We start from the raw sequence: 13,855 nt of genomic DNA, 5'->3' as shown, positions 1-13,855 counted from the left end.
CGTCTGAGTTTATAATTACTCGACTACATGTTAGGTCATTTTTCTTAAGTTTAATATGTTTCTATTCAATTACGAATAGCTAACTGCTGCAAGATATTTCGATACTTTTTTCAATTTGACAGTCTATTGAAAATTTCCTTGCTGGAGATAATAATTCGGTAAGCTGAGTTTGCGCACTTGGCGCTATAATTACTGCTATTTGCGAGTTGTAGCTGCTTAGATAACTATTGCTTAACTTTTTTTAATTTAGAATTATTCAACTCGCTGGGCTTGACATAAGTGCCCAGTCCAGTAAGTTGCTGTAGCAAAAAAGTGATCTAAGATCACATTGCCCCGTATTTAATTATTATTTACTTGTACCCGTTTGGGTGATTTACAAAGGATATATTATGAAAAAAATGAAAACCTCAGCAGTTTTATTAGCTTTAGCCGTGACAGGATTGGTTTCTACATCAACGTTAGCTGCAGATGCTGCTGCCGGAAAAGCAAAATCAGTAGTATGCGCCGCTTGTCATGGAACCAATGGCATTTCTCAAATTCCTATGTATCCAAACTTAGCTGGCCAAAAAGAGCAATATTTGGTGTCTTCACTAAAAGCTTTTCGTGATGGACAAAGAAAAAATATGATTATGGCGCCGATGGCGGCAAACTTGAGTGATGCCGACATCGAAAATCTAGCAGCATATTATGCCAAGCTAGATCCTGCTGGAAAATAGCCAAGTAAATTGCAGTTTTTGACTATCTCCTATCTAAAGTAGCAGTATTCCACTGCTACTAAATCTTTTTCTTTGAGTTTCCAATGATTGAGCATTATCAGGCCATTACTAGTTTTATTGTTGAATTAGAAAAACTAAAAAAAGTCGAGCGTAGAATCAAGCCTCCTGGGTTGAGTCGCTACGAAAATAGTGCGGAACACAGTTGGCAAATATCCTTATTGGCGTTAACTTTGAGTCCCTATGCTAAGCAGGAAGTAGATGTTCTTAAGGTTGTTACTATGCTGTTGTTACACGACATAGTTGAAATAGACACAGGTGACAAATTTGCCTATAACGCTAACCATGACGATTTTGAAAATGAGTTAGTAGCGGCGAAACGTTTATTTGCTTTATTACCCTCACAATTAGAACAAAAATTTTTAAGTTTATGGATTGAGTTTGAAAAGGCTGAATCTGCAGAGGCTATTTTTGCTAAAGGTTTAGATAGAGTGATGCCAGTTATTCAAAATCTACACAATGGCTGTCAAAGTTGGTTAGAGCATGATATTTCCATCGAACAAGTGTTAGAAAAGAATAAAGTTGTGGCCAAAGCTAACCCTGAATTATGGCAGTGGGTGAGTCAACAAGTAAAAGTGATAGGTGAACAAGCCGGAGTGCGTGAAAAATAATTAGATTTATCTTTTCCTTTGTTTTAATTAGTCTTCTTCTACGTCAATTTCTTCTATATCTAAGCCCATTTCTTCCATGAGTTTTCTGGCCTCTATGGGAATTCTATGGGTGTTGTCTTTTTCAAGATCTTCATCACCTGGCAGGGGTTGTCCTGTAAAAGCATGTAAAAAGGCTTCGCATAACAGTTCAGAATTGGTCGCATGACGTAAGTTATTGACTTGGCGCCTAGTACGTTCGTCAGTTAGTACTTTAAGTACTTTTAACGGAATAGAAACTGTGACTTTTTTCACTAGCTCACTTTTTTTCCCGTGTTCAGCGTAAGGGTGAATGTATTCACCATTCCATTTAGTTTGATTTGCCATTAATGAGTTCTTATATTTTTTATTCTTGGAAATTCTAACCATTACTCAGAAAATATCAATAATAGACTGCTAAACATCTTGATGTCTGTATGGATAATCTGACCTGTTCTAAGAAAAGAGCATAAAGCCAATTTAATTTATCCCTGTTATTTGCCATAAGTAGAGGGTTAGAGCAAACTAGGCACATAAATAACAAAGTAAATAATTGGTTTGATCTAGATGGAATTCTCTAAAGATTGGTCGGAAAAGTGTAAAGTTGTTTTTTTCACGGCTAAAAGTTTTATCCACATTTTTATTAACCAGTGCAAAGAGGATCGTATAACTGTTTCTGCCGGCCACTTGGCTTATGTATCTTTGTTGTCGTTAGTGCCATTTATTATGGTATTTTTTACTATATTATCGGCTTTTCCAGCATTTGCAGAAGTTAGAGGGGAGCTAGAAGATTTAGTGTTTGATAGCTTTTTGCCTAGTACCAGTGGTCAAGTACAAACATACATGGCGGATTTTGTAGATAATGCCTCTGGAATGGGGGGAGTGGGTGTTTTATCACTGATTGTTGTGGCCTTATTGTTGATTTCTAACATTGATAAAACGCTAAATCGTATATGGGATTCCACATCAGTTAGGCCGATTATCTTCACTTTCGCTATTTATTGGATGGTATTAACTTTAGGGCCTTTGTTGATGGGGGCGAGTGTCATTGTAAGCTCTTATTTGGTTGGTTTAGCCGCTTTTGCTGAAGAGTACTCGCCTGGCTTAACCACTTTTTTTCTAAAGTTGGTGCCGTATGCTACTTCTATTTGCGCATTTTTTATTATTTATATGTTGGTGCCGACCAAACGTATTGAAGCCAAACATGCTCTTGCCGGAGCTTGTGTGGCGGCTATTTTGTTTGAGTTGAGTAAAAAAGGATTTGCTTTCTATGTAACAAATTTTCCTTCTTACCAAGTGATTTATGGCGCTTTAGCGGTTATCCCAATTTTATTTGTGTGGGTATATTTATCTTGGATTGTGGTTTTGGTGGGAGCTGAATTTACTCGCTCTTTAGAAATTTATACCAATGATGAGCCAGGAGATGCCTTTACAGAAGATACAGAAGATGAGGTAGAACAAAGTTCTTCCTCATAAGTGTAAATTGAATGCCAATATATTATTGGGTTTCCATACTCGAAATAAACTTGTTTGATGCAGAAATGGCTTTATTCATTTCATTAATCAGTTGACCTATTTCTTGTTTAATGCCCTTAAATTCACCTTGTAATGCGCCAATAGCACTCGCATTAAGATTGTGTTTTAAATACAACACATTGTCTTGTAAGGTAGATAAAACAGGCGCCATTTTGCTTTCTGCCCTGCGCATAGCAGATACCAAAGACTTATAACGCCTTTGGGTATCTTTTAGTTGGCGTAAGCTATCACGTTTAAATGTGGCATTGGTATATTTGTCAGCTTCTTCTCGCCACTCATCAAAAAGTGCTTCAGCGACACTTTCGACCTTATCAATTCTTTTGGTTACGTCTGCTGCAGCCGCATCACTTGCCTCGTACTGATCTTTTAACTCCTCGTAGACGTCTTGTAATTCGCCACCATCAAAATTGAGTAAATGGCTGAATTCTTCTAAAGCTGAACTAAATTGTTGCTGTGCTTCTTCTTGAGAATCTTTGGCGTCTTCAACACGGTCAACCAAAATATCGCGCTTTTCTATGCCTAGTTTTTCCCATGCTGCATAATAAGCCGTTTGACAAGAACTAAGCACGCCAAATAAAGCTACAATAAGTAGTGTTTTCATTAATCAGAACCTTTGTATTTTGCTGCATCGATAATGCACCAGACATGGAAGATAAAACCAAATATCGCCATGAAAAATAAAATACCAGTAGCTGCTAAAACATAATTAACCCAAACTAATAAAAAGAAAACAATTGCAGCCAGTATTCGCCCTTGCACTAATTGCCCCAATCCTGCGATAAAAATACTACAAATCGCAGCTAACACATTTCCGCCTGAACCTTGTCCGGACATATAAATCTCCAAATTGAAAAGTAAAAAGAAAGTAGAATTTACCCTCTAAATTAAATCATAATGAAACAATTCTCAAATAAGAAATGTAAAAGCTTATGAGTCAATTATTCCCAAATATAAAACCTTTTAGACAAGAAACCTTAGAAGTGTCAGGTGGGCATACGCTATATATTGAACAATCAGGCACACCTGGTGGCATTCCTGTCGCTTATCTACACGGAGGGCCGGGTGGGTGTATAGGAGAAAATTATCGAAGATTCTTTGATCCAGAAAAATACTGGATAATTGGATTTGATCAAAGAGGCTGTGGTAAATCAACACCATTCGGATTGCTGGAAAACAATCACAGTCAGGCCTTAGTTGCCGATGTATTAACGATTCAAGATTACTTAAAAATTGATAAATGGCTTTTATTTGGCGGCTCTTGGGGTTCAACTTTAGCTTTGCTGGTGGCGATAGAACAACCAGCAAGAGTCATTGGTTTAATATTGAGAGGGATATTTTTAGCCAGAGAGCAAGACTATGCTTGGTATTTAGCTAAAAACGGTGGTGCTGCACAATTGTTTCCCGAATATTACCAAGCATTTTTAGCGCCCATTCAAAAGTTATTAGCAGATTTTTCTATCGTAGACGCTTATTACCATATTTTTACGAATGGAAATGAAGTGCAAAAAATGGCGGCAATTAAAGCTTGGTATTTATGGGAAGCAAGAATTAGCTGGTTACATTGCCAAGTCGACGAAGATAAGTTATTGCCGGATGACATACACAAAGCTATTAGTTTAGCTCTGTTAGAATGTCATTTTATTAAACATAAGTGTTTCATTGCAGAAAATGCCATCTTGCAAAAACTTGATAAAATTAAACATCTGCCTGCCACTATCATTCACGGCCGATATGATACTGTGTGTAAAATAGAAGCGGCTTATTCTTTGGCTGAAAATTGGCAAAATAGTCAATTGCATATTATCCCTGAAGCTGGACATAGTGCAGGTGAAAAAGCCGTCACTCAAGCATTATGTAGCGCCACACAAGACATGGCTAAATACCTTAAGGAGCAAGAATGATTGCATTAATTCAAAGGGTTAAACATGCCAAAGTAGAAGTTGATAACCAAGTCACAGGCGAAATAGGACCTGGCATATTGGTATTGTTAGGTATTGAAAAAGACGATACTCAAGAAAAAGTAAAAAGGCTCAGCCAAAAGGTTCTAAACTATCGAATATTCTCCGACCAAGCCGGAAAAATGAATTTAAATGTGCAACAAATAAAAGGCCAGTTGCTGGTGGTTTCTCAGTTTACGCTAGTCGCTGATACACAAAGTGGTAACAGACCTAGCTTTTCATGCGCCGCCCCTCCAGCATTGGGAAAACAGCTTTATGAGGCTTTTGTTCAATCATGCTTGTCTAAAGGTATAGATTGTCAAACTGGGGAGTTTGCAGCTGATATGCAGGTTTCTTTGCTCAATGATGGTCCGGTGACGTTTCAGTTAAAAGTATAATTTGCTGAGAAAGACGTATTACTGTCTAATAGTGCTTGGTTTTTCATCAAAAAATAAAAATTAGAAAAATAGGAATAACTATTTAGATGTTTAAAATTGACGTGCCTAATAGCGAACAAGACTTTGCAGACTATTTTCATTTTCGTTGGAAGATGTTGCGGGAGCCTTGGAAAGCGCCAATTGGTTCAGAAAAGGATGAGTATGAACAGGTTAGCCAACATAGAATGATCCGTAACCCTGATGGTGAAGTTATTGCAGTTGGGCGAGTTCATATGAATTCAGCTGAAGAGGCGCAGGTTAGGCATATTGCTGTTGCTAAAAAATACCAAGGTAAAGGATTAGCCAAAATGTTACTTGCCTCATTGGAGTCTGTTGCACGCTCTGAAGGTGCGGTACGTATGGTGACGAATAGCACTGAATTGTCCATCCCCTTTTTTAAAAGCACCGGCTTTGAAATTGACTCAGCCAACTCAAATGAATTAGGTGAGCAACATCGCCAACAAATGGTTAAAAAGTTATCAGATCCCAATGCCATAACTTTACACCCTAAATGGTGTAAGTTATTGCAGAAAACTTGGCGTGACACCATACCCATCAGTGAGCAAATGGGTATTAAGTTGCATCAATATACTGGTCGTACGCTTGAAACCAAAGCTTCTCTGAATAAAAATATTAATCTTCACGGTACTATGTTTGCCGGCAGTATTTTTTCTTTGGCCACATTAACTGGTTGGGGTATGATTTTTTTACAGTTAAAAGAGAAAGGTTTAGCTGGCGAAATTGTATTGGGGGATGGCAATATTCATTATCACAAACCTATTACCATGCAGCCTAAAGCTGTATGTAACCTAGAGTCGTTAAAAGGTAAATTTGACCCACTTTCTAAAAATAAGAAATGTAGCTTTAATTTAAGTGTGGCTATTTTAGATGGTGATAATCCTGTGGCTGAGTTTTCTGGCGTATTTTGGGTGTTACCCGAAAAAGTTGAATAATTGAGTGTTTGAATAAATTGTGTATAAAAAAAGCGCATTAAATGCGCTTTTTATTAATTAAATTTCGCTCGAATTACTTTAGGCTGCCATAGCACCTTGTAGTTTTTTCATCGCATTCTTTTCTATTTGACGGACTCGTTCAGCAGATACTTGATATTTATCAGCCAAATCTTGCAAAGTGGTTTTATCATCTGATAACCAACGAGTTTGAATAATGTGCTGGCTGCGTTCATCAAGTGTTTTAATCGCCGAATATAGTTTACTCGAAGCGTTTGAGTCCCAATCAGCATTGACTACATCCGACTCAACATCAGTTGTTTTGTCTTCTAGGTATTGTGCAGGTGCAAAACTGCTATTTTCATCATCATCAGCCGATAAATCAAAAGCCTGGTCTTGGCTGCTCATACGAGCTTCCATTTGTAGTACTTCTTTAGTGCTTACACCTAAATCTTCCGCCACTTTTTGAACTTCAGCATGAGAAAACCAGCCTAAACGTTTTTTGTTTTTACGCAGATTAAAAAACAACTTACGTTGAGCTTTGGTGGTGGCTACTTTTACGATACGCCAATTACGTAAAACAAATTCGTGAATTTCAGCTTTAATCCAATGCACTGCAAAAGAAACAAGTCTGACACCTACGGTTGGGTCAAAACGTTTAACCGCTTTCATTAAACCTATGTTGCCTTCTTGAACTAAGTCAGCTTGAGGTAAACCATAACCAGAGTAAGATTTTGCAATATGCACTACAAAACGTAAATGAGACATGATTAGTTTTCTAGCCGCTTCTAAATCATCATCTTGTTGTAACCGTTCGGCAAGGCCACGCTCTTCTTCAGCAGTTAGCATATTAATACCGCTTACAGCTTGAATGTAAGTCTCGATGCTACCTGTTTGAGGCACTGTTAATGTTAGTGCGCATAAGTCTTTGCTCATAAATATCTCCTATAACGCTATATGCCTCGATGCTAGCAAAAAAAAATCTAAATCGCGACATAAAATAGCTCAATTTCTTAAACTAATAGACCAAACTAATTAAGAAAAATTCCCAGTTAATTTTAATATTTAGATTTACACTTAAAATTCAAGTAGTAAGGCGTTTTTTAATTTCAGTAAAAAAATTTTTACGAAATTTTATCGGTGATTTAATAAGCAATTTATTATGTGTGTTGGCTATTAAATATACATAGCTAGTTTAGCTATTCTACTTTTAATAGTGGTATGATTATGTTCAATAAGAATAACAATTTAGCTCAGTTTAACATTTGTATAGGAATACCATGTTTGCTTTTATTGCCCGCCAGCCTATTTTAGATTTAGAAAAGGATGTTTTTGCTTACGAACTTTTTTTCAGAGATGGAAAAAACAATTGCTTTCCTATGGTTGAAAGAGATGAAGCCACTAATAAATTGATCGCGCAAAAATATCGGACTCTGCAACTTGACGATATCTCCTGTAGTAAAAAATCTTTTATTAACTTTGAGACAGATGCGTTAAAAGACGGTTTAAATGCCTCTTTGGATCCTGAAAACGTAGTGGTGGAATTAGCAGCTGAAGAAAATAAAATGGAACTTTTGCTAGATGTCTGTAAACAAGTGAAGAACTTAGGTTATAAGCTTGCACTAGAAAATTGTCGAGTAGAAAGCAAATGGCAGTCAGTGTTGCCTTATGTGGATATGGTAAAAGTTAATACAGATAAATGTAATTATGAAAACCTGTCTAGAAATATCCAGCAATTTTTGGATGCAGACGTTAAGTTAATTGCTGAAAAAGTGGAAACTCACGAAGATTTTAATATTTGTCGTGATGTAGGTTTTGATTATTTCCAAGGCTATTTTTTCTCTAAGCCTGAATCGGTTTCGCAACAGAATTTACCTACTTCTAAATTAACTTTAGTTGAGCTAATGGGCGCTAGTTCTAGTGCCACATTTGATGTTGAAAATATTAATCGGGTGATTGAACATGATGTAGGTTTATCTTATATGCTGTTGCGCTTTATTAATAACCCAACCATTAACAAACGTTATAAAATCACTTCATTGCGTCATGCTCTTAATTATATGGGCGAAGTGGAAATTAAGAAGTTTATTGCTTTATTGGCATTAACCAATTTATCAGACGATAAACCTTTAGAGTTATTACACCTTTCTTTAGTAAGGGCTAAGTTTTGTGACTTAGTGGGTATTGAAAAAAATATTGGCAGTAATCCTCCTACCGCATTTTTGGTTGGTTTGTTTTCTATGTTAGACGCTTTACTGGATAAAGAGATGAATAGTCTGGTTGACAAGCTACCATTGGTCGATGAAGTTAAAGTGGCCTTATGTGGGGGCCAAAATGAGTTATCAGTGTATTTAATGTTAGTGCAAGCGTTTGAAAGTGGAAATTGGCTAAAAGTTATCCGGATTGCGAAGTTGTTAGAAATCGATCAAAAGCAACTGCATAGTATGTTTAACGAAGCGATTCTGTGGGGTAATGGTGTACGTAGATCTATTTCACCACATTTTCCAGAAGCTAAAGCATAATTTTTTTTCTTAACCGTTTAACCCCTAAGGCTGCTTAGTTTACATATGCCTCAGTTTATCAAACAACATTTAGTTGTGGCCCAGAATGCATCGGGACGCAATATGAATGTACCTTTGTATCGTTTTGTGGGGGATGAGCAAGGCCCTAAAGTTTATATTCAAAGTTCAATTCATGGCGCTGAAGTGCAAGGTAATGTGGTTATATACCACTTGATCCAAAAGTTGCAAAATATGCCGATCCGAGGCGAAATTATACTCGTGCCAAATTGTAATCCGGTTGGCACCAATATTAAGGCTGGTGAATATACTCTTGGCAGATTTGATCCGGTCAACGGGACTAACTGGAATCGTGGTTATCATTTTGATCAGGCTTTTGTTGAGGAATTTGCCACTACTGTCAACACTGCTGAATCAGTCGAGTCAATTAAACAGCGTTTTAGAGCAGCGATGAAAAAGCAATTACAAGATAAATTGGCTCAAGACTGGGGAGTAGGTTTAGCGCAACGACTTAATTTGATGCTGCAACAATTGGCTTTTGATGCGGACTATGTCCTCGATTTACATAATGGCCCTGTTTCTACTCGGCATATTTATGTACCTGAATATGCAAAAAAATCAGCCAGTTTATTCAATATCCCCCATGTGATTTTAATTCCTCAAGTGTTTTCTGGCGCTTTAGATGAAGCTACTTTTTGTCCTTGGTGGCTATTAACTGATTTAGTTAATCAACAAGAATCAAGGCAATTTAATTTTGATGTGGAAGCATTTACCTTAGAAATGGGGAGCCAAGAAGTCATAGACTTTGCTGAAGGGGAAATTGACGCTACCGGTATCTTGACTTATTTAACTGCCAAAAAAGTACTAGTGGAGTCAGAATTAATACCCAAAGAAATGTCTCGCAAAGCAGTTTTGCTGGAGGATTATAAAATCTTGTATAGTAAACAAGGTGGCATAGTTGAATATATGCTCAAACCTGGTGAAAGTGCAAATAAAGGTGATGTGTTAGCACGAGTACTAAATGTAGATAATTTAGAGTCTGAAAATGCTACATCAGATATTTTAGCCCCTTGTGACCTAGTGGCTATATTACATTTTCCTTCAGCCTCGATTTTAAGTGGTACTCAGTTGTACAAATGTTTTACTAAGTATTTTGAATTATAATTTTAGGGTTAATTCGCGGGACAAGAGGTACCTAGAATGGCCTCTTTACTGGCGCCAGTTGCGCTAGCGATATTGCCGGGCATTTTATTGACGTGGGCATAGGCTAACCATGCAAAAGCCATGGCTTCGACAGCATCAGCGGTGACACCCAGTTCGTCAGTAGTAAACAACTCACACTCATGTAATTCTGATTCTAATTCTTCGAGTAAGAATTCGTTTCTTGCTCCGCCACCACAAATATAAACTTCTTCAACATCTTTAAATTTAATTACCTGTTCAGTAATGCTACGTGTGGTGAGTGCCACTAACGTAGCTTGAACCATCTGTGGGTTAGGAGTGTGAGAAAGCTGTGCAATATGTTGCTCCAGCCATGCTAGGTTAAATAATTCTCGGCCCGTACTTTTTGGAGCGGGAGCTGAAAAGTAAGGATGGGACAATAAACTTAACAGCAACTCAGGATCAGCCGAACTCTGCGCCGCCCACTTACCTTTATCATCATATTCTTTGCCGGTATGTTTATGACACCACATATCTAACAAAGTATTACCCGGGCCTGTATCAAAACCAATGATCTTATCCTTTGGATTTTTAGGTAGATACGTTAGGTTGGATATACCACCAATATTGACTACAACACGAGATTTTTGTTTATGGCTAAATATGGCTTGATGAAACGCTGGTACTAGCGGAGCTCCTTGCCCACCTAACGCAATATCTTTACGTCTAAAGTCGGCAATAACATCTATGCCCGTTAAGGCGGCAATCGTATTCGGATCACCAATTTGTATACTAAAACTATTAGTACCTTCAGGAATATGTCGAATTGTTTGCCCGTGAGAGCCAATAGCGATCACTTGATTTTGGTTAATATAATTACTTTTGAGTAATTGTAATGAAGCATCGGCAAATATTTTGGCTACCGCTCTGTCAGCTCGGCCCATCAGTTCAATTTCGTTGTCACTGGATTTACATAGACGATGCAAATCACTTAATAATTCAGGAGGATAGGGATAAGTTTGGCAATCTAATAATCTAGGGTGGAGTTCTGAAAAGTCGACTATCGCTACATCTACGCCGTCCATGCTGGTGCCAGACATTAATCCAAGGTAAAACTGAGACATTTAAATGGCCTTAAAGCATGGCTAGCATGATACGTTTATTATTGTTTAACTGCTGCATTCTTTGTTCAGCTACTTGGGCAAACTTATCTTTCTCTGCTTTAGCTATGGGCTGAGCTTTGGGTAAAGACACGGTTCTTGGGTTTCTATGTACACCATTGACCAAAAATTCATAATGCAAATGCGGAGCCTGAGACATTCCCGTTGAACCTACGTAACCAATCACTTGTCCTTGACTGACTTTTTGTCCTTTTTTCACGGCTCGTTTTGAAAAATGTAAGTACTTAGTCACAATATTATTACTGTGTTGAATAAATACATAATGGCCATTGTATTTATTATAAGTAGAGTGTGTCACTTTACCATCGCCAGCCGCCACTACCGGCGTACCCGTATTGGCTCGATAATCTGTACCATTGTGCGGTTTAACTCTTTTTTGAATAGGGTGGAATCGTTTAGGATTAAAATTAGAGCTAATATATTTAAAGTTGACTGGCGCGCGTAAAAAACTTTTACGCATGCTTCTACCTTCAGGTGTGTAATAACTGCCATCTGAATAACGAATCGCTGAGTAGGTTTCACCTTGATTGACAAATTGTGCGGCGATAATGTCACCATGTTCAGCAAATTCACCATCAATAAAGCGCTCTTCGAACATCACATAAAAACTGTCGCCTGCTCTTAGCTCTAATGCAAAATCAATGTCCCAACCAAAAATTCCCGCTAGGCTCATAATTTGATTGTCAGATAATTTCGCGTTACGACCGGCATTCCATAAGCTATTGGAAATCTCTCCTTGAGCATAATTAATCCGTGTATCTACAGTTTTGCTTTGAATAGAACTAACAAAATTTTGCTGCTCATCTTTATTTATAACTAAGGTGTCTGTGGCTGAGTAGGAATAAAACAACGCATCAAGTTTACCTTCAGAATTGATATCTAACTCCAAAGATTCCCCTGGCATAATTTTTAATAGCTTTTTAGCTAGTTTACCGGCTTTGCTCACTCTATAAGTTTCTTGCGGTGAGAGTCCTGCGCGCTTAAAAATAATCGCTAGGTTATCGCCACTTTTAACAGTAAAGGTATATTTGGTTTCTTGTTCTTCCGCGGCTGAAGTGGTTTCTTTGGGAAGGTTGCTAGCGTCTAAATTTAGGTTATAACGTTTACCAATTTCTAAATTAGTGGTGTTTTTGTAGGCACTAGCTGGCTCTGATGGCAATAACATCAAAATAAATAAGATCCCTACCACCACTGAAATTAACCATTTATGTGGCGTAGGTAGATTTTTTATAGATTTCTTCAACACAAACACAACGCAATAAAATGAACCTAATCTCAGAATATATGGATTGTAGGTTCATTTCCAGCCCAAACGGTGATTTTCAGTAGTTTGTTAGGTTTGTTTATTACATATTGGTTATCAGAAAAAATATGCTTTCCCTTTCATTGCTTTGGCTAGACACGTAAAATAGGACAGATAAAATTCATTGTAGATTTAAATGTAGGTTTTAAAAAATGTCAGATTGGCAAAGTGCGTTGGCTGAGATCCAGCGCGGAGCAGAAGAAATATTAATTGAAGAAGAGCTAGTTGCTAAGTTAAAAGAGGGCAAACCCCTAAAAATAAAAGCTGGCTTTGATCCAACCGCGCCAGATCTACATTTAGGTCATACGGTTTTAATCAATAAACTTAGAACCTTCCAACAATTGGGTCATGAGGTCATATTTTTGATTGGTGACTTCACTGGCATGATTGGCGATCCCACGGGTAAAAATGTCACACGTAAACCTCTTACTAAAGAAGATGTGTTGGCCAACGCAGAAACATACAAAGAGCAAGTGTTTAAAATACTCGACCCTGCAAAAACGACTATTAGATTCAACTCTGAATGGATGGAAGAGTTAGGTGCTGCTGGTATGATTAAATTAGCTGCCAATCAAACTGTAGCACGCATGTTAGAACGGGATGATTTTAAAAAGCGTTACGCAGGTGGCCAACCAATCGCTATCCATGAATTTCTGTATCCATTGGTACAAGGTTGGGATTCAGTTGCGTTAAAGTCTGATGTAGAACTTGGCGGTACTGATCAACGTTTTAATTTATTAATGGGCCGGGAGCTACAAAAATCTGAGGGCCAAAGACAACAAACCGTATTGATGATGCCCTTGCTGGAAGGATTAGACGGTGTACAAAAAATGTCTAAGTCTTTAGGTAATTATATTGGTATTACTGATGAGCCCGACGATATGTTTGGAAAAATCATGTCTATATCAGATGATTTAATGTGGCGTTATTACGACTTATTAAGTTTTAAACCTAAAACTGAAATTGACGCCATTAAACAAAAAGTAGCTGAAGGCTTAAACCCTAGAGATACTAAGATTGATTTAGCTAAAGAGTTGATAGCCCGATTCCACAGTGAAGAAGCTGCTGAAGGGGCGCATAATGCTTTTATTCAGCGTTTCCAAAAAAATAAAATACCAGATGAAATGCCAGAATTTGATTTCACCCTAGGCACTCAAGGTTTGATGATCGCGAACGTGTTAAAAGATGCCGGTTTAACTAACTCAACATCTGATGCTATGCGCATGATCAAACAAGGCGCAGTGAAGTTAGATGGTGAAAAAGTTGAAGATACTAAACACCTGTTTGATCAAGCTCAGCTTGTGGTTTTGCAAGTAGGTAAAAGAAAGTTTGCCAGAGTTAATTTTCAGTAATTCTCGTGTATGAGTTTGATAGTTCTAAAAAAGGGGTAATTTGAAAATTCAAATTACCCCTTTTTATTTATGCCTTTTAG

15 protein-coding genes are annotated in these 13,855 nt (G+C 37.6%); 9 read left to right on the top strand and 6 right to left on the bottom strand.

Annotation, left to right across the window (positions count from 1 at the left end; genetic code table 11):
* Nucleotides 1-389 precede the first annotated feature (389 nt).
* Both L0668_RS15545 and L0668_RS15540 read left to right on the top strand, forming a co-directional pair.
* Nucleotides 390-716 (top strand): c-type cytochrome, encoded by a 327-nt coding sequence (locus L0668_RS15545; protein ID WP_235313631.1) that lies wholly within the window; start codon nucleotides 390-392, stop codon nucleotides 714-716.
* A gap of 83 nt (nucleotides 717-799) precedes the next feature.
* Complete coding sequence (locus L0668_RS15540) at nucleotides 800-1,384, top strand: HD domain-containing protein (RefSeq protein ID WP_235313630.1); 585 nt, start codon at nucleotides 800-802, stop codon at nucleotides 1,382-1,384.
* Between the two features lie 27 nt (nucleotides 1,385-1,411).
* Here the strand turns inward: L0668_RS15540 and metJ are convergent, their stop codons facing one another.
* Nucleotides 1,412-1,747: a met regulon transcriptional regulator MetJ gene (gene metJ / locus L0668_RS15535; protein ID WP_235313629.1), complete on the bottom strand. Its 336-nt coding sequence runs from the start codon at nucleotides 1,745-1,747 to the stop codon at nucleotides 1,412-1,414.
* Between the two features lie 219 nt (nucleotides 1,748-1,966).
* Here metJ and L0668_RS15530 point away from each other — a divergent pair, with 219 nt between their 5' ends.
* Nucleotides 1,967-2,875 (top strand): virulence factor BrkB family protein, encoded by a 909-nt coding sequence (locus L0668_RS15530; RefSeq protein WP_235313628.1) that lies wholly within the window; start codon nucleotides 1,967-1,969, stop codon nucleotides 2,873-2,875.
* 22 nt (nucleotides 2,876-2,897) lie between these two features.
* Here the strand turns inward: L0668_RS15530 and L0668_RS15525 are convergent, their stop codons facing one another.
* Complete coding sequence (locus tag L0668_RS15525) at nucleotides 2,898-3,536, bottom strand: DUF2959 domain-containing protein (RefSeq protein WP_235313627.1); 639 nt, start codon at nucleotides 3,534-3,536, stop codon at nucleotides 2,898-2,900.
* On the bottom strand, nucleotides 3,536-3,769 hold the full coding sequence (locus L0668_RS15520) for a hypothetical protein (RefSeq protein WP_235313626.1): 234 nt from the start codon (nucleotides 3,767-3,769) through the stop codon (nucleotides 3,536-3,538). Before L0668_RS15520 ends, L0668_RS15525 begins: the two co-directional genes overlap by 1 nt.
* Before the next feature lie 95 nt (nucleotides 3,770-3,864).
* Here L0668_RS15520 and pip point away from each other — a divergent pair, with 95 nt between their 5' ends.
* The 3 genes from pip to L0668_RS15505 all read left to right on the top strand — a co-directional run bounded on the left by pip (nucleotide 3,865) and on the right by L0668_RS15505 (nucleotide 6,262).
* Entirely contained in the window at nucleotides 3,865-4,836 is a 972-nt protein-coding gene (gene pip / locus L0668_RS15515; protein WP_235313625.1) for a prolyl aminopeptidase, read from the top strand.
* Nucleotides 4,833-5,270: a D-aminoacyl-tRNA deacylase gene (gene dtd / locus L0668_RS15510; RefSeq protein WP_235313624.1), complete on the top strand. Its 438-nt coding sequence runs from the start codon at nucleotides 4,833-4,835 to the stop codon at nucleotides 5,268-5,270. The genes pip and dtd overlap by 4 nt, the downstream gene beginning before the upstream one ends.
* Before the next feature lie 86 nt (nucleotides 5,271-5,356).
* Nucleotides 5,357-6,262, top strand: a complete 906-nt coding sequence (locus L0668_RS15505) for a bifunctional GNAT family N-acetyltransferase/hotdog fold thioesterase (protein ID WP_235313623.1) — start codon at nucleotides 5,357-5,359, stop codon at nucleotides 6,260-6,262.
* Nucleotides 6,263-6,340: 78 nt separating this feature from the next.
* On the opposite strand, the gene rpoH is transcribed toward L0668_RS15505, so the two are convergent.
* On the bottom strand, nucleotides 6,341-7,195 hold the full coding sequence (rpoH, locus tag L0668_RS15500; RefSeq protein ID WP_235313622.1) for an RNA polymerase sigma factor RpoH: 855 nt from the start codon (nucleotides 7,193-7,195) through the stop codon (nucleotides 6,341-6,343).
* Between the two features lie 344 nt (nucleotides 7,196-7,539).
* On the opposite strand from rpoH, the gene L0668_RS15495 reads away from it, so the two are divergent.
* On the top strand, nucleotides 7,540-8,781 hold the full coding sequence (locus tag L0668_RS15495; protein ID WP_235313621.1) for an EAL and HDOD domain-containing protein: 1,242 nt from the start codon (nucleotides 7,540-7,542) through the stop codon (nucleotides 8,779-8,781).
* A 45-nt stretch (nucleotides 8,782-8,826) separates the two neighbouring features.
* Nucleotides 8,827-9,942 (top strand): succinylglutamate desuccinylase/aspartoacylase family protein, encoded by a 1,116-nt coding sequence (locus tag L0668_RS15490; RefSeq protein ID WP_235313620.1) that lies wholly within the window; start codon nucleotides 8,827-8,829, stop codon nucleotides 9,940-9,942.
* Between the two features lie 8 nt (nucleotides 9,943-9,950).
* Here the strand turns inward: L0668_RS15490 and L0668_RS15485 are convergent, their stop codons facing one another.
* On the bottom strand, nucleotides 9,951-11,063 hold the full coding sequence (locus L0668_RS15485; RefSeq protein ID WP_235313619.1) for an anhydro-N-acetylmuramic acid kinase: 1,113 nt from the start codon (nucleotides 11,061-11,063) through the stop codon (nucleotides 9,951-9,953).
* Nucleotides 11,064-11,073: 10 nt separating this feature from the next.
* Nucleotides 11,074-12,366, bottom strand: coding sequence for a peptidoglycan DD-metalloendopeptidase family protein (locus L0668_RS15480; RefSeq protein ID WP_235313618.1), 1,293 nt, complete (start codon nucleotides 12,364-12,366; stop codon nucleotides 11,074-11,076).
* Nucleotides 12,367-12,575: 209 nt separating this feature from the next.
* On the opposite strand from L0668_RS15480, the gene tyrS reads away from it, so the two are divergent.
* Entirely contained in the window at nucleotides 12,576-13,775 is a 1,200-nt protein-coding gene (gene tyrS, locus L0668_RS15475; RefSeq protein ID WP_235313617.1) for a tyrosine--tRNA ligase, read from the top strand.
* Nucleotides 13,776-13,855 lie beyond the last annotated feature (80 nt).

This window comes from Paraglaciecola algarum (assembly GCF_021532655.1).
GTDB classification, from domain to species: domain Bacteria; phylum Pseudomonadota; class Gammaproteobacteria; order Enterobacterales; family Alteromonadaceae; genus Paraglaciecola; species Paraglaciecola algarum.
Note: the sequence above shows the minus strand (reverse complement) of the source record. Positions and strands in the feature narration are given on the sequence as shown.